At 66.0% G+C, this 14702-nt stretch carries 15 protein-coding genes; 13 read left to right on the top strand and 2 right to left on the bottom strand.

From position 1 onward, the window contains the following. The first annotated feature begins 326 nt into the window (after positions 1 to 326). Together VGQ44_13360 and VGQ44_13355 are read left to right on the top strand one after the other, a co-directional pair. The gene (locus VGQ44_13360; GenBank protein HEV8447811.1) at positions 327 to 1181 is read left to right on the top strand and encodes an RNA polymerase sigma factor RpoD/SigA; all 855 of its coding nucleotides are present in this window, start codon (positions 327 to 329) and stop codon (positions 1179 to 1181) included. 17 nt (positions 1182 to 1198) lie between these two features. Further along, the gene (locus tag VGQ44_13355; protein HEV8447810.1) at positions 1199 to 3103 is read left to right on the top strand and encodes a heavy metal translocating P-type ATPase; all 1905 of its coding nucleotides are present in this window, start codon (positions 1199 to 1201) and stop codon (positions 3101 to 3103) included. Here the strand turns inward: VGQ44_13355 and VGQ44_13350 are convergent. Then, positions 3100 to 3510: an Rrf2 family transcriptional regulator gene (locus VGQ44_13350; GenBank protein HEV8447809.1), complete on the bottom strand. Its 411-nt coding sequence runs from the start codon at positions 3508 to 3510 to the stop codon at positions 3100 to 3102. The two genes, VGQ44_13355 and VGQ44_13350, sit on opposite strands and share 4 nt — an antisense overlap. A gap of 220 nt (positions 3511 to 3730) precedes the next feature. On the opposite strand from VGQ44_13350, the gene nosZ reads away from it, so the two are divergent. Genes nosZ through VGQ44_13315 form a run of 7 tightly spaced genes read left to right on the top strand, consistent with a single transcriptional unit; the run spans position 3731 to position 10055 of the window. Then, complete coding sequence (gene nosZ / locus VGQ44_13345) at positions 3731 to 5731, top strand: Sec-dependent nitrous-oxide reductase (GenBank protein ID HEV8447808.1); 2001 nt, start codon at positions 3731 to 3733, stop codon at positions 5729 to 5731. 8 nt (positions 5732 to 5739) lie between these two features. Further along, positions 5740 to 6333: a hypothetical protein gene (locus tag VGQ44_13340; protein HEV8447807.1), complete on the top strand. Its 594-nt coding sequence runs from the start codon at positions 5740 to 5742 to the stop codon at positions 6331 to 6333. After that, positions 6333 to 6791, top strand: a complete 459-nt coding sequence (locus tag VGQ44_13335) for a nitrous oxide reductase accessory protein NosL (GenBank protein ID HEV8447806.1) — start codon at positions 6333 to 6335, stop codon at positions 6789 to 6791. The genes VGQ44_13340 and VGQ44_13335 overlap by 1 nt, the downstream gene beginning before the upstream one ends. Beyond that, positions 6788 to 8041, top strand: a complete 1254-nt coding sequence (locus VGQ44_13330; GenBank protein HEV8447805.1) for a nitrous oxide reductase family maturation protein NosD — start codon at positions 6788 to 6790, stop codon at positions 8039 to 8041. Before VGQ44_13335 ends, VGQ44_13330 begins: the two co-directional genes overlap by 4 nt. Continuing rightward, on the top strand, positions 8038 to 8745 hold the full coding sequence (locus tag VGQ44_13325) for an ABC transporter ATP-binding protein (GenBank protein HEV8447804.1): 708 nt from the start codon (positions 8038 to 8040) through the stop codon (positions 8743 to 8745). The genes VGQ44_13330 and VGQ44_13325 overlap by 4 nt, the downstream gene beginning before the upstream one ends. Then, positions 8742 to 9536 (top strand): ABC transporter permease subunit, encoded by a 795-nt coding sequence (locus tag VGQ44_13320; protein HEV8447803.1) that lies wholly within the window; start codon positions 8742 to 8744, stop codon positions 9534 to 9536. The genes VGQ44_13325 and VGQ44_13320 overlap by 4 nt, the downstream gene beginning before the upstream one ends. 36 nt (positions 9537 to 9572) lie before the next feature. Beyond that, positions 9573 to 10055 (top strand): plastocyanin/azurin family copper-binding protein, encoded by a 483-nt coding sequence (locus VGQ44_13315; GenBank protein HEV8447802.1) that lies wholly within the window; start codon positions 9573 to 9575, stop codon positions 10053 to 10055. 33 nt (positions 10056 to 10088) lie between these two features. On the opposite strand, the gene VGQ44_13310 is transcribed toward VGQ44_13315, so the two are convergent. Then, positions 10089 to 10907, bottom strand: coding sequence for a hypothetical protein (locus tag VGQ44_13310; protein HEV8447801.1), 819 nt, complete (start codon positions 10905 to 10907; stop codon positions 10089 to 10091). A gap of 195 nt (positions 10908 to 11102) precedes the next feature. Between VGQ44_13310 and VGQ44_13305 the strand changes: the two genes are divergently transcribed. From VGQ44_13305 to VGQ44_13290, 4 genes are all read left to right on the top strand, one after another. Next, positions 11103 to 11744, top strand: a complete 642-nt coding sequence (locus VGQ44_13305; protein HEV8447800.1) for a YceI family protein — start codon at positions 11103 to 11105, stop codon at positions 11742 to 11744. A 178-nt stretch (positions 11745 to 11922) separates the two neighbouring features. Then, positions 11923 to 13008 carry a copper oxidase gene (locus tag VGQ44_13300; protein HEV8447799.1) on the top strand — a complete coding sequence of 362 codons (1086 nt, stop codon included), beginning with the start codon at positions 11923 to 11925 and terminating at the stop codon, positions 13006 to 13008. Further along, on the top strand, positions 13005 to 14027 hold the full coding sequence (locus VGQ44_13295; protein ID HEV8447798.1) for a sensor histidine kinase: 1023 nt from the start codon (positions 13005 to 13007) through the stop codon (positions 14025 to 14027). The genes VGQ44_13300 and VGQ44_13295 overlap by 4 nt, the downstream gene beginning before the upstream one ends. Before the next feature lie 7 nt (positions 14028 to 14034). After that, positions 14035 to 14697: a response regulator transcription factor gene (locus VGQ44_13290; GenBank protein ID HEV8447797.1), complete on the top strand. Its 663-nt coding sequence runs from the start codon at positions 14035 to 14037 to the stop codon at positions 14695 to 14697. The last annotated feature ends 5 nt before the right edge of the window (positions 14698 to 14702 follow it).

Genomic DNA, 14702 nt, shown 5'->3' with positions numbered 1-14702 from the left:
CCTGCGGCTGCCGGCCGCTTGGCCGGCAGCCTCCAACGCGCCGCGCCGCTGCGCGACTCAGACGTGCACCTACACGTCCCATTTCAGCGTCGTCGCCACGCCAGGCGCGAGGTCGGTGTCCGTTCGCAGGTGTGAGTTCGGCAACACGACCTTCAATTCTTCGGCGATGGCTCGGATTCCCCGGCCAAACGAAGCGCGAGACGCCGGAAACGCCCGACGCGTCGCGACGGTGCGGGTTTCCCCGACGATTTTTCGGGCGGCCGCCGACTAAACCCGCCGCGACGCATGGGTAGGCTTCATCCGCATCAAACCTCCAAGGCATCCGCATGTCCGCATCCACTCGGCGTCATCGAGAATCGGCCGGCGACTCACTCAGCGCTTATCTGCGCGAGATCGGGTCGTACCCCCTCCTCACACCGGCCGACGAGGCCAATCTCGCGCGCCGGGCACGGAGCGGAGACGCGCCTGCCGCCGACCGTTTGATTTGCTCGAATCTTCGGTTCGTCGTCTCCGTGGCGAAGAAGTATCAGCATCACGGCATTCCACTCGCCGACCTGATCGACGAGGGAAACCTCGGTCTCATCCGCGCCGCGCACCGATTCGACGAGACACGCGGCGTGAGATTTATTTCATATGCGATCTGGTGGGTTCGCCAAGCGATCGTTCAGGCGATCGCCGAGTCGGGTCACGCCGTTCGGGTCCCGCTGACGAGGTTCACGGCCATGCGGCGCGTCAGCCGCCACGCCGACGTGTTGCGAAAAGAGCTCGGCCGCGAGCCGACGCAGCTCGAGCTCATCGAGGAGGCCGGCATCAACGCGGCCGATGCGGCGGTCACGTTGCACATCGCCAGAGCGCCGGTTTCGCTGGATGCGGCCGTCGGCGACGACGCACGCCTCCTGGAGTTCATGCCCGACGATTCGTCGGAACCGCCCGACCACGAAGCCGTGAATGCCGATCTCGCCGAGTCCATCGAGACCGCACTGGCCGCGCTTCGAGACCGCGAAGCCACGGTGGTGCGACTCTACTTCGGGTTCGATGGAGGAGACCCGATGACCCTCGAGAGCATCGGGCAACGACTCGGCGTGACGCGTGAACGAGTCCGGCAGATCAAGGATCGGGCGCTTTGTCGTTTGCGCAAGTCGGACGTCGCTCCCGCCTTGGCGACGCTTCGCGGCGCGTGAGCACAGAGACCGAATCGATGCGCGTTCGCCTCCTCTCGCTCGGGTCGACGCTGCTCTTCCTCGCGGCGGGCGGCGTGTGCGCCATCCTCGGCCGGCCCAATCTGGCGCGGGACGTGTGGATGCTCGGCGTCGTCGCGACGGGAGCGCCGATCGTCTTTCGTACGCTGCGCGCGGTCGCGCACGGGCGCCTCGCGACGGACATCGTCGCGTCCTTGTCGATCATCGGGGCCACCGCGCTCGACCAGCCGTTGGCCGGACTCGTCATCGTACTCATGCAGGCGGGCGGAGAGGCGCTGGAGCGGTATGCCGAGGGGCGCGCGTCGGCGGCGGTTCGCGCGCTCGAAGCCGCCGCTCCGCGAAAGGCGCGCCGGGTCCGTGAGGGAGCCGTGGACGAGGTGCCCGCGGCCGACGTTCGGATCGGCGACACGCTTCTGATCCTGCCCGGCGATCTCGTTCCCTGCGATGGCGTCGTCGTGGATGGCGAATCCGAGCTCGACACCTCGTCGCTCACGGGCGAATCTGCGCCGCTGCGGGCGACGCGCACGACGCGCGTGATGAGCGGCATGGCCAATGGATTCGGTTCGTTTCGAATGATCGCGATGGCGCCGGCCGAGCGCAGTCAATACGCGCGAATCGTGGAGCTGGTACGCAGCGCGCAGACGAGCAAAGCGCCGCTGCAACGGCTCGCGGATCGGTACGCCGTCTGGTTCACGCCGATCACCGTGGCGGTCTGCGGGATCGCGGTGGGTCTCACGCACGATTGGATGCGCGCGCTGTCCATCCTCGTCGTCGCCACACCCTGTCCGTTGATTCTCGCGACTCCGGTCGCGATCATCGGCGGGATCAATCGCGCCGCCCATCGGTTCGTGATCATTCGACACGGTGGGGCGCTCGAGGCGTTGAGCGAAGTGAACACGGCCGTGTTCGACAAGACCGGCACACTCACCGTCGGCACGCCCATGCTGGAGCGTGTCGCCGTCGACACGGGATTCGATCGGGCGACGGTGCTCGGCTACGCGGCGGCCGTCGAGCGGCGGTCGAGTCATCTGCTCGCCCGCGTGCTCGTCGATGCGGTGCAGAGCGAACGCATACGGGTCCCCGAAAGCACTGGAGCGTTGGAGACGCCGGGCCAGGGTGTTGCGGGGGTCGTCGACGGCCACTACGTGCGGGTCGGCGCCCGCTCATTCATCGTCCCCGACTGCGTCGGAGGTGTCCTCGCCGCGGCGCGACTCGAGCGGCCCGGCGCGACGTTGCGGGCTTACGTCTCGATCGACCAGCGGCTCGCCGCGGTGTTCGAGTACGCGGACCAGCTTCGCCCCGACCTCGCCGGCCTGCTCGGCGCTCTCGAATCGTCCGGGATCCGCCGCATGGCGCTTCTTTCGGGCGATCACGCGCCGATCGCCCGCGACATCGCCGCGCGAGTCGGAATCGAAGAGACCTACGGCGATCTCATGCCGGGTGACAAAGCGCAGTTCATCGAGCGCATGCGGGCCGAAGGCGGCGTCGTGATGATGATCGGCGACGGCATCAACGATGCGCCGGCGCTGTCCACGGCGGATGTCGGCGTGGCGCTCGCTTCGCACGGCGGCGGCATTGCCGCCGAGGCAGCCGACGTCATCATCCTGGTCGATTCGCTCTCACGCGTCAGCGAGACGAAGGTGATCGCCGATCGCACCATGCGGATTGCGCGACAGAGCATCCGCGTAGGACTCGGACTGAGCGGCGTCGCCATGCTCGTCGCCGCGTTCGGCGGTTTGGCGCCGATCGTCGGAGCCGCGCTGCAGGAGGTGATCGACGTCGCCGTGATCCTCAATGCGCTGCGGACGTCGGTCCCGCCACGGTCGGAACGCCGGCGCGCTGACACCGACGAGAAGCCGGTGGCGACCGAGCCCCACCCTGTCGCGCCTCGACGCGCCGCCTAACGCGCGTCGCCCACTCCAAGAAGGTCGGAGATCGTCGTCGAGCTGAGGGCCTGATCGTGCATCCGGTGAATCTGCGTCCATTGCAGGTGCGCCGCGCACGGCTGCTCCGCTGTGCAAAGACGATCGCCGAGCAGACATCGCCTCGGCGCATCCGCCCCGTCGAATACGTTGATGAGCCGCGCCAGCGTCAGCCGATGGGGTGCCACGGCCAGCGCGAATCCGCCGCCCCTCCCGGGAACGCTCGTCGTCACGCCGGCTCTCGTCAGCGCATGGAGCGTCTTCGACAGGTAATTGCGCGGCGCGCCGATCGCGTCGGCGATCTCGCCGGCGGACGCGACCTGTCCCTTCGGTCGCTGGCCGAGGTAGAGAACCGCGCGAAGCGCGTGGTCAGCGGTCGTCGAAAGCATCGGTCGCTCCCGGCCGCACGGAATGCATCGGCATTTCGTGGAAGCTGTGGGCGCTCGCTGTCGATCGCTGTCCTCGACTCGCCGCACTTTGCGTCGGGAAAATCCCGACGTCGAATCCATTGGAAATCGGACGGACCGCGGCTCCGCGATACCCGATCTTCAATGCAACTCGCACCTCGATGTGAGCGTTGCGCTTTCTCTCTCCTCGCGGGGTTCTCCTATGTCGCCTTTGCGCCAATGGTCCACGAGACTGGCGGGCGCGGCCGTCGCCGTCGCCATCGTTCTCATTTACGCGTGCACGGCGAACCGTGCGCCATCCCAGTCGCTCGTCAGCGGCGACGCCGCGTCGAAGGTGTACGTGGCCCCGGGCAGCTACGACGAGTATTACGCGTTCATGTCCGGCGGGTACAGCGGGCAGATCGCCGTCTACGGGCTGCCGTCCGGCCGGCTCCTCAAAGTCATACCGGTTTTTTCACAGTTCGCCGAAGACGGCTACGGCTACAACGAGGAGACGAAGCCGCTCTTCCAGACGACCTACGGCTTCGTGCCGTGGGACGACTCACATCACCCCGAGCTGTCGATGACGAACGGCGTTCCCGACGGACGCTGGCTGTTCATCAACGCGAACAACACGCCGCGCATCGCCCGCATCGACCTCACGCGGTTCGAGACGGACGAGATTCTCCAGATCCCGAACGCCGCGGGCGGCCACGCGTCGCCCTTCACGACGCCGGACTCGAAGTACGTCGTCTCGGCGACGCGCTTCAGCGTTCCGGTGCCCAATACCGACGTCCCCATCGAGAGCTACAAGCAGAACTTCCGCGGCACGTTGACGTTCGCGACGGCTGACCAACCGGGAAAAATGGACATCGCGTTCCAGATCCTCATGCCCGGCTTCGACTACGACCTCGGCCATGCCGGCAAAGGGCCCTCCAATGGTTGGTTCTTTTTCACCTCGTACAACAGCGAGCAGGCGAACACCAAGCTCGAAGAAAACGCGTCGCAGAACGACAAGGACTTCATCGCCGCGGTGAACTACAAGCGCGCCGAGGAGTGCGTGGCACAGGGGAAGGCGAAGGCGGCGCCGGCCGAGTACTACCACAACTGGGTCGACGAGTCGTCGCGCATCGCGAAGTCGGAGAAGAAGTCGGGCGTCAAGATGATCAACCCGGGCGATTGCGAAGGCGTCGTCTACTATCTGCCGACGCCCAAGTCGCCGCACGGTGTCGATGTGGATCCGACGGGCGAATACATCGTCGCCGGCGGCAAGCTCGCCACGGTCATTCCGGTCCACTCGTTCACCAAGCTGCAGAAGGCGATCGCCGACAAGGCGTTCGAGAAGACCGTCGACGGGATTCCGGTGCTCAAATACGACGCCGTGATGGCCGGCGAGGTTCAGAAGCCCGGCCTGGGTCCGCTGCACACCGAATTCGACGGCAAGGGCTACGCGTACACGTCGATGTTCATCTCGTCGGAAGTCGTGAAGTGGAAGCTCGGCACGTGGGAGGTCGTCGACCGAATCCCGACGTACTACAGCATCGGCCACCTCATGATTCCGGGCGGCGACAGCAAACAGCCGTGGGGGAAGTACCTCGTCGCCATGAACAAGATCACGAAGGATCGCTATCTGCCGACGGGGCCCGAGATGGCGCAGTCGGCGCAGCTGATCGACATCAGCGGCGACAAGATGAAACTGCTGCTCGATTTCCCGACGATCGGCGAGCCGCACTACGCGCAGGCACTGCCGGCGAGCATGATCAAGGAGAAGCAGGTCAAGTTCTACCAGCTGGCGAAGAACACGAGCCCGTGGGTCACGCGCAGCGAGTCGGACGGCGGCATCGCGCGCGCCGGCAAGCGCGTCGACATCAAGATGATCGCCATTCGCAGCCACTTCGCGCCGGACAACATCGAGGGCGTGCAGGTCGGCGACACCGTGGTGTTCCACGTGACCAACATCGAGCAGGACTGGGACATCCTGCACGGATTCGCCGTGCTGGGCAACAATAACTCCGAGCTGATCCTGCAGCCGGGTGAGACGCGCTCGTTGACGTGGATCCCAAAGACGCCGGGCGTCTACCCGTTCTACTGCACCGACTTCTGCTCGGCGTTGCACCAGGAGATGCAAGGCTACATCCGCGTCTCCCCGGCCGGATCGAACGTGAAACTCATGGCGAACGTGAGTAAGAAGGCGCAAGCCCAAATGGACCACAACGCCAAGTAGAGCCGAACATGTCGAAGCTTTCGCGACTCCTCATTTTGCTCGCATCCGCGCTCGTGCTCGTGTCGCTGGCGACGCCGCTCTGGCGGATCCGGTTGCTGGCGCCGCAGTACCCCGAAGGACTCGGGATGGACATCCACGCCGGCACGGTGGTGGGCGCGAGGGAGCACGACCTCCAGAGCATCAACTCGCTCAATCACTACATCGGGATGAAGGCCATCGAGCCCGAGGAGATCGCGGAGCTTCGCGTGATCCCGTGGTGCATCGGCGGACTCGCGGTGTTGGGGTTCGTCGTCGCCGCGGCGGGACGCCGCTGGATGGCGATCGGGTGGCTCGCGTCGTTCGCCGTCTTCGGCGTCGTCGCGCTGAGCGACTTTTACCACTGGGAGTACGAGTACGGCCACGAGCTCGACACCGCGCACGCCATCATCAAGGTGCCGGGGATGAGCTATCAGCCGCCGCTCATCGGGTCGAAGCAGTTGCTGAACTTCACCGCGATCTCGTGGCCGACGACCGGCGCCATCCTCATTGGCGTCGCGTTCGTCGTGGGCTGTCTCTCCGTCTACCTCGCGCGTCCGCACGCGACGGTGGAGGCGGCCGCGTGATGCGCGCCGCCCGGCTGACTCTGCGCAACCGGCGCAAGGGCGCGATGCGCGTCGCGATCCTGTCGCTCGTCGTCGCCTGCGCACCGGGGAAGCCCGAGCCGATCGCGGTCAATGCCGACGCGTGCACGTACTGCCGAATGCTGATCGGCGACGGCCGATTCGCCGCGGCGATCGTCACCGCGCATGGACGAACGCTCAAGTTCGACTCGATCGAATGCCTCGTCGCCTACTATCGTCAGGCGGCGGCCGCGCACGACGTCGCCTCCGTGTGGGTCTCCGACCTTCGCCATCCGGGCACGCTCATCGACGCGAGCACGGCTCGGTTCGTCGACGTCGGTGAAGGGCGGGCTCCGATGGGATCGAGTCACGGGTGGGCGGCGGTCGCCTCGGCACGCGATGCCGCCGCGCTCGGATTCATCGACGCGGCGACGATCAAGCGATGGAGCGACCTGCAGTGAGAACGCTCGCGCTGATCTGGTTGTTCGTGCCCGCGGCGCTCGCCGCGCAACGGCGGTTCGACGTCACTCCGGGGGGAGCGTATCAAACCGTCGGAGCCGGCGTCGCCGCGGCGCAGAATGGCGATACGGTCGTCGTTCACGCGGGTCGGTACCGCGAACCGCTTGTGACGATCGACAAGCGCATCGCACTCGTCGGTGAAGGCACGCCGATCCTCGATGGGGAAGGGAATCACGGCCTCATACTCGTCACCGCCGACGACGTCACGGTACGCGGACTCGTCCTGCGCAACGTAGGGACGAGCTTCGTCGAGGACCGGGCCGCGATCAAAGCGAGCCACGTGCGCGGCTGCTCGTTGGATCACGACCGCGTCGAGAACGGATTCTTCGGCATCTACCTCGCCGACGTGACCGACTGTCGCGTGGCGGACAACGTCATCCGCGGGCAGGGCCTGCGCGAGACCGAGGCCGGCAACGGGATCCATCTCTGGCGCGCTCGCCGGATCACGATCGAGAACAACGACGTCTCGGGTCAGCGCGACGGCATCTACTTCGAGTTCGTCCACGACACCGACGTCCGCGGCAACACGAGCGCGCGCAATCTGCGCTACGGCCTTCACTTCATGTACTCCGACGGCTGCCGGTACTCCGGCAACACGTTCCGCCGAAACGGATCGGGTGTGGCCGTGATGTACACGAAGACCGTGGCGATGACGGGCAACCGGTTCGAGGACAACTGGGGGCCCGCCGCGTACGGCCTCCTGCTCAAGGAGATCAGCGATGCACGGCTCGAGCGCAACGTCTTCGACCACAACACGACGGCGCTCGTCGCCGACGGCGCGAACCGAATCGTCGCCGTCGGCAACCAGTTCACGAACAACGGTTGGGCCGTGCGCCTCGAGGCCAGCACCGTCGATGGCCGCTTCGAGCGAAACAACTTCGTCGCCAACACCTTCGAGCTCGCGACGAACAGCCGGTCGCTGTCCACCGTTTTTTCCGGTAACTACTGGGACGACTACCGCGGCTACGACGTGAACCGCGACGGGACCGGTGACGTGCCGCATCGTCCCGTCCGGCTCTTCTCCGTGATCGTCGCACACCAGCCGGCGTCGCTCATCCTGCTGCGAAGCACGTTCGCGTCGCTCCTGGACGCCGCCGAGCGGGTGTTGCCGTCGCTCACGCCGGAAGCGTTGGTCGACAGCGCTCCGGCGATGAAGCCCATCTCCTTCCCAACGACGGTGTCCGTGCGATGATCGAATTCCGCGGAGTGGCGAAGAGGTTCGCCCAGACCGCCGTGCTGCGAGGCGTCGACCTCACGATCGGCCGCGGACGGGTTGTCGGACTCGTCGGCCCGAACGGTGCCGGGAAGACGACGCTCATCAAGATGCTGCTCGGCCTCGCCCATCCGACCGGCGGCGACATCCTCGTCGACGGTGTGTCGATTCGCCGCGGCGACTCCTATCGCGATCGCATCGGATACATGCCGCAGATCGCGCGGTTTCCCGACAACCTGACTGCAGCCGAGCTCCTTCGAATGATGCGCGCTCTGCGCGGCAAAGACGTGACCGACGACGAGCTCATGGAACACCTCGGACTGGGCGATCATCTCGACAAGCCGCTCCGTGTTCTGTCTGGCGGCACACGGCAGAAGGTCAATGCGGCACTCGCACTCCTGTTTCGTCCCGACGTGCTCGTGCTCGACGAGCCGACGGCCGGTCTCGATCCGTTGTCGAGTGCGACGCTCAAGGACGAAATCCTCGCGCGCAACGAGGCCGGCGCGACGGTGCTCGTGACGTCGCACATCATGGGTGAGCTGGAGGATCTATGCGACGAAGTCGCGTTCCTCCTCGATGGGACCGTGCGCTACGCCGGTCCGATCGAGGCGCTCACCGAACAAACGCGGCAGCACAACCTCGAGCGCGCGATCGCGTCGCTGATGATCAGGGAGGTCGCATGAAGAGCGTCGCTCGCACGATCGCCGCGATCCAGGCGCGCGACGTGATGCGCAGTCGATGGATTCTCGTGTACTCGGGCTTCTTCTTGCTGCTGAGCGAGGGCCTCCTTCGCTTTTCCGGCGACCAGGCAAAGGCCGTGTTGAGCCTCGCCACGGCGAGCCTGATGATCATCCCGCTCGCGACGCTGGTTCTCGCCACGATCTACGTGTACACGACGCGCGAGTTCACCGAGCTGCTGCTGGCGCAGCCGATTCGCCGCTCGTCCCTGTACGCGGGGCTCTATTCGGGGCTGTCGCTTCCCGCGACGGCGGGGTTCGTCATCGGCGTCGCGATGCCGTTCGTCCTCCGCGGGGGAGGAGATCCCGCCGTTCGCGCAGCGCTCGCCGTGTTGCTGGTCGTCGGCTCGGCATTGACGTGCGCCTTCACGGCGATCGCCTTCTGCGTCGCGTTGCGTACCGAAGACCGGCTGCGAGGCGTCGGCGTCGCGCTCGGCGTGTGGTTGCTCGTCGCGGTCGCGTACGACGGGATTGTGCTCACGGGCGTCGCACTCCTCGGTGACTATCCGATCGAACGTCCGCTGCTCGTGCTCATGTTCGCGAACCCGGTGGACCTCGGCCGCGTGCTGCTGCTCATGCGTCTCGACGCGTCCGCCCTGCTCGGTTACACGGGGGCGGTGTTCGAGCGGGTTTTCGCCGGCAACACCGGGGCATGCCTCGCCGCAGGCATGCTGTTCGTCTGGATCGCGGCACCCGTCGCTCTGGGCTGGCGCTGGTTCAGGCGAAAGGACTTCTAAATCAAACAATCATCTCAATCAACCGACCAACCGACCATGAGAACCGTTCACACGTCGCAAATCGCTCGCGGACTACACGCGCTCGCATGCGCCACCGCGCTGATCGCGCTCGCGTGCGGCGGCGAGCAGAAGCCCGCCGCCGAGAAGGCTCCCACCGCCGCGGAGGCCGCGCCGTCGGCCGTCGCATTCAGCACGTCGCCGTTGACGCCCGATCCGGGAGGAAAGGTCGTCACCGTGGAGCTCTATTCCGACGCCGTGGGCAACTACTTCAAGCCGGCTGAGGTCCACGCGAAACCCGGCGACGTGATTCGCTACACGCTCAAGGTGGGCGTGCACAACGTGCACTTCCTTCCCGATTCCAACGCCGGCCGCTCGAGCTATCCGCAGTCGGCCAGCGACTTGCTCCAGCTCCCCGGGCAGACGCTCGACCTCGCCGTCAAAATGCCCGCCGGCAGCTACTACTTCCAATGCGACCCGCACGCGATGCTCGGCATGAAGGGGCATCTCGTCGTCGAGTGATTGTTGGGCCCCGGGCGCGCGTCGGTTTGTTTCTCAGGCGGCTGCGTTGCGAAGCGCGAGCACGTACAGCACGAGAAACACGCCGGCGCCCGTCGTCGAGACGACGAGGAGTGGCGTCGTCACCGCCGGATCGTCGCGCAGCGCCATCCGTATCGCCATCCCCGCGACCGCACAGGTGAGCAGCGTCTGCATGCCGATGAAGCCGTAGGCCCAGCGACCGGCCGATTCCGCACCGCGCACGAGCAACCAACCGGTGGTGAGGCTTGCCGGAATCACGAAGCCGAGGTCCATCAGCCGGATCAGCCAAAACGCGGTGGGATGCTCGAGATATTCCGTCGGGAGCGGCGGATTCGACAATCGAACGATCGAACCGACCCACGCGAGCGCGAACGAGCTTCCGACCGCGAGCATGGCGGCACCCGTCGTCCGAGCGAGACGCGTGTCGATGCGCGGCGCGCCCGCCGCGATGGCACGGCAGGCGGCGAGCAACATCGTCCAGCCGGCGATCACGAGACTCAAATACAGAAAGAAGTAGTTCTCGTTGTTGCCGGGGTATCGCGAGTAGTCCGGAACGAGCACGAATTGGACGTACGTGTAGAGGGCATAGGCCGAGGGGCCGGCGGCGAGAAACGGCGCGAGCCGATCGCCCCGCCACCAGGCGATACCGGCCGCGATCGCGAGCGGAGCCGCGATGAACAACGACGTCAGTTCGCCGCCGAGCAGTTGCGTCTCCATTGCCGGCGATTCGTGAATGCGAATGACGCCGAGCACCAATGGGCCGAGCACCGCGTTGCTCGCGATCGCGGCACCGAGGGCGATCAGCGTCGCCCCCACGATCCGCCGGTTGCGCATGGCTCCATCGTCGTCTCAACGAAGCGGTCGAACCATCGGGGTTTCCACCACACGGCCAGTCCACGTTTCCGCACCCAGGTTCCACTTTCGCCCGACGGATGGCCCGGCTCCGGGACCCGATCTTCATGTCCAGATCGACGACGGGACTTACGCCGACCGACGCAGCGCCCCGCCGCCGCTGATACGGAGAGAACCATGACCAGATCCTACATCGCCGCCGCCGCCCTCCTGGGTGCTCTCGCCGCGACCGGCGTTGCTCAAACGACTCGCGTGCCCGTTGGCGCGGACAGCAAGCTGTGGATCGAAGGTACCTCCAACCTGCATGGCTGGAGCTGCAAGGCCGACAAGTTCGACGCCGCTCTGGAGCTCGACGCGGCCGCGGTGGCCGAGCTGGCGACCGCGACGCCCAAGGCGCTCAAGCGGGTCGAGGTGAAGGTCCCGGTGAAGGCGCTCAAGTGCGGGCACGGCGGGATGGATGACAACCTGTACAAGGCGCTCAAGGCGAACGAGACACCTGATATCACCTACATCCTCGCGACGTTCGACGCCGCTCCCGGCGAGGCCGGCGAGTTCACGCTGAAGACCAACGGCACGCTCGCCATCGCGGGGAAGGAGAACAAGCTGACGATGGACGTCGTCGCGACACGCCTGCCGGATGGCACGGTGAAAGCGACCGGCATGGTGCCGATCAAGATGACGGACTACGGCATCAAGCCGCCGACCGCGATGTTCGGCACGCTGCGGACGGGAGACGAGGTCAAGGTCAACTTCGAGCTGACTGTGGGTGCCCGGGCGATCGCGGCCGCGATCAACGACAAAGTCGTGAACGACAAATAGCCGCACTGGCAGTCGTTCAGCGGCATCGCTCGGTAAGAGAGGGACACAGCCCGGACAGGTGTGTCCCTCTCCGCGCGTGTAGGGGAATCCCCTTCAAAAGTTCACTTCTTGCCCGACAGAGTGCCGGCGCTCGCTGTACGAGATTCGCGTACGACACACAGCTGACCTGAACCGACCAATGCCCAATAGACCCTTTGTCGATCTGTTCGACCGCAGCACGTCCCGCCGTCGATTCCTTCGGGAGGGCGGCCTCGCGGCGGTCGTCGCCGGTGTCGCCACGGCGTGCAAGCAGGAACCCGCGAAGGCCGCGTCGTCACAGGCCGCTCCCGCGGCATCGGGTCAAACCGGCGGGACGATGGGTGCCAACGACACGTCGAAGGGCGCCTCGGAGCTCGCCGCCGCGCAGGCGATGGACGCGATGCACGAGAAAGGCATCAAGGCGTTTCCCGCGAAGACGGCCGGTCTCGGCAACCAACTGCTGGTGCCGCGCATCGAGAATGGCGTGAAGGTCTACGACATCACCGCCAAAAAAATCCAGTGGGAGACCGAGCCCGGTCACATGGTCGAGGCCTGGGCGTACAACGATCAGGTGCCCGGACCGCAGATACGCGTTACGTCGGGCGATCGGGTGAAAGTCATCCTGCATAACCAGCTGCCCGAGTCGACCGCGATTCATTTCCACGGCCTCGAGCTGCCCAACGCGATGGACGGTGTTCCGTTCATCACGCAGCCGCCGGTGAAGCCCGGCGAGTCGTTCACCTACGAGTTTGTGGTGCCGAATCACGGCTCGCACATGTACCACTCGCACCACAACTCGGCGAAGCAGGTCGGTCTCGGTCTCCTCGGCGCGTTCATCGTTGAACCGAAGGAGAAGACGAAAGACGACACGCCCGAGGTCGATCAAGTGTTCATCCTCAACGACGGCGCACACGGATACACGTTCAACGGCAAGAGCTTCCCGGCGACGCAGCCCATCGTGGCGAAGCTCGGGCAAAGAGTTCGCATCCGCTTCATGAACGAGGGGATGATGATCCATCCCATGCATCTGCACGGGATGCACATGACCGTCATCGCCAAGGACGGCTGGCCCGTCCCAGCGCCCTGGAAATGCGACACGCTGAACGTCGCGCCGGGCGAGCGATGGGACGTGATCGTCCACTGCAACAATCCGGGAACATGGGCCTTTCATTGCCACATTCTGCCCCACGCCGAGTCCGACCACGGGATGTTCGGCATGGTGACCGCGTTGGTCGTGCAGGCGTGACGTCACGCGGGGCGCGGCGAGGCATTCGGCTCGCCGCGCTTCGCGTGCCGCTGGTCGCCAAGCTCGTCGGGGCGAATCTCCTCGTCGTCGGCCTGTTCACGGGCATCTGGCTCGTCGTCGGCGGACCGATCAACGCGTTCGTGATCGTCGCGATCACCGCCGTCGTCAGTATGCATTTGGCGCTCACGCTCGTCGCGCTGCGTCCCATTCGCGATCTGGAAGCCGTCGCCACGCGTGTGTGGGACGGTGACTACGGCGTGCGCGTCGAACGGTCGGCCGTGGCCGACCGCGAGGTGCTGCGCGTGGGCTCGATGTTCAACATCTTGCTCGACGGCCTGGCGGCCGATCGCGCCAAGATGCGGGTCCTCGCCGCGGAGGTGATCGCCGCGGAGGATCGCGAGCGTTCCGCGCTGGCGCGCGAGCTCCACGATTCCGTGGCCCAACATCTTGCCGCCGTCCTTCTTCAACTCTCGGCCGCGGCGCGCGACTCGACGGATCCGCTCGTTGCCGAGCGCTTGCATGAGGCGCGCGACTCGGCCGAGTATGCGCTCCACGAAGCCCGCGCGCTCTCTCACGCGCTTCACCCCGGGGTGCTCGACGACCTGGGACTCGAGGCGGCGCTTCGCAAGCTGGCGCGCGATTCATCGTATGGGAACGGCGTGGACATCGACGTCGACTACGCGGCGCGTCCGGAGCGTCTCCCACGCGACGTGGAAGGCGTGCTGTATCGAGTCGCCCAGGAGGCCGTGCGCAATGCCACCACCCACGCGTCGCCGCGAAGAATCCGCATGTCCGTCCAACAGGCGAGCGAGGAGGCGACGCTGAGCGTCCATGACGACGGCGTCGGATTCGATCTCGCCGACGCGGACGCGCGGCGCGCGGGAATGGGCCTCACGTCGATGCGCGAACGCGTCGACCTGCTGGACGGCCATCTCGACATCCACACCGCGAAGGGGAGCGGTACGACAATTTCAGCGACCGTCCCACTGGACGCCGCATCCCGGCCCATTTCATTCTAAGGGCACGATGACGAACGACATTATACGAGTGGTGCTCGCCGACGACCACGTGGTCGTGCGCGCCGGCTTGCGCGCGGTCTTGGGCGCGGCCAAGGACATCGAGATCATCGGCGAAGCCCGCAACGGCCGCGAGGCGATCACGATGGTGGAGCGCTTTCAGCCCGACGTCGTCGTGATGGATCTCGATATGCCCGACACGGATGGCATCACCGCGACCAAAGAGATCGTGACGAAGGGCCTCGCGTCGCGCGTGCTCGTGCTGACCATGCACGCCGAGGAAGACTATCTCGTGCCGCTGATGGAGGCGGGCGCGGCGGGCTATCTGGTGAAGAGCGCGGCCGATCGTGATCTGGTCGACGCCGTGCGCGCCGTGGCGCACGGCGACGTCTACGTGCGGCCCGCGGCAGCTCGCGTCCTCGCGAGAAACCTCACGAAAAAGGATCCGGCCGCCGAGGAGCGGGCGCGTTTCGAAAAGCTCACTCAACGGGAGCAGGATGTGTTGAAGTACGTCGCTCAAGGCTATTCGGCACCGGAGATCGGCGAGCGACTGTTCATCAGCCCGAAGACCGTGGACACCTACAAGCAACGGATCCAGGAAAAGCTCGGGCTCGCTCACCGGTCGGACTACGTGCAGTTGGCGCTGCGGCTAGGGATTCTTTCGGAGAGCTAGCGTCT

Source organism: Gemmatimonadaceae bacterium, assembly GCA_036003045.1.
Classification (GTDB): Bacteria; Gemmatimonadota; Gemmatimonadetes; order Gemmatimonadales; family Gemmatimonadaceae; genus JAQBQB01.
This window is presented reverse-complemented; position numbering and strand designations above follow the sequence as displayed.

What these genes read in the sequence shown, in the direction of transcription:
- VGQ44_13350 (HEV8447809.1), bottom strand. Translation starts at nt 3,510, where the DNA reads ATGCTTTCGACGACCGCTGACCACGCGCTTCGCGCGGTTCTCTACCTC.
- VGQ44_13335 (HEV8447806.1), top strand. Translation starts at nt 6,333, where the DNA reads ATGCGCGCCGCCCGGCTGACTCTGCGCAACCGGCGCAAGGGCGCGATG.
- nosZ (HEV8447808.1), top strand. Translation starts at nt 3,731, where the DNA reads ATGTCGCCTTTGCGCCAATGGTCCACGAGACTGGCGGGCGCGGCCGTC.
- VGQ44_13320 (HEV8447803.1), top strand. Translation starts at nt 8,742, where the DNA reads ATGAAGAGCGTCGCTCGCACGATCGCCGCGATCCAGGCGCGCGACGTG.
- VGQ44_13340 (HEV8447807.1), top strand. Translation starts at nt 5,740, where the DNA reads ATGTCGAAGCTTTCGCGACTCCTCATTTTGCTCGCATCCGCGCTCGTG.
- VGQ44_13300 (HEV8447799.1), top strand. Translation starts at nt 11,923, where the DNA reads ATGCCCAATAGACCCTTTGTCGATCTGTTCGACCGCAGCACGTCCCGC.
- VGQ44_13290 (HEV8447797.1), top strand. Translation starts at nt 14,035, where the DNA reads ATGACGAACGACATTATACGAGTGGTGCTCGCCGACGACCACGTGGTC.
- VGQ44_13325 (HEV8447804.1), top strand. Translation starts at nt 8,038, where the DNA reads ATGATCGAATTCCGCGGAGTGGCGAAGAGGTTCGCCCAGACCGCCGTG.
- VGQ44_13360 (HEV8447811.1), top strand. Translation starts at nt 327, where the DNA reads ATGTCCGCATCCACTCGGCGTCATCGAGAATCGGCCGGCGACTCACTC.
- VGQ44_13310 (HEV8447801.1), bottom strand. Translation starts at nt 10,907, where the DNA reads ATGCGCAACCGGCGGATCGTGGGGGCGACGCTGATCGCCCTCGGTGCC.
- VGQ44_13355 (HEV8447810.1), top strand. Translation starts at nt 1,199, where the DNA reads ATGCGCGTTCGCCTCCTCTCGCTCGGGTCGACGCTGCTCTTCCTCGCG.
- VGQ44_13315 (HEV8447802.1), top strand. Translation starts at nt 9,573, where the DNA reads ATGAGAACCGTTCACACGTCGCAAATCGCTCGCGGACTACACGCGCTC.
- VGQ44_13305 (HEV8447800.1), top strand. Translation starts at nt 11,103, where the DNA reads ATGACCAGATCCTACATCGCCGCCGCCGCCCTCCTGGGTGCTCTCGCC.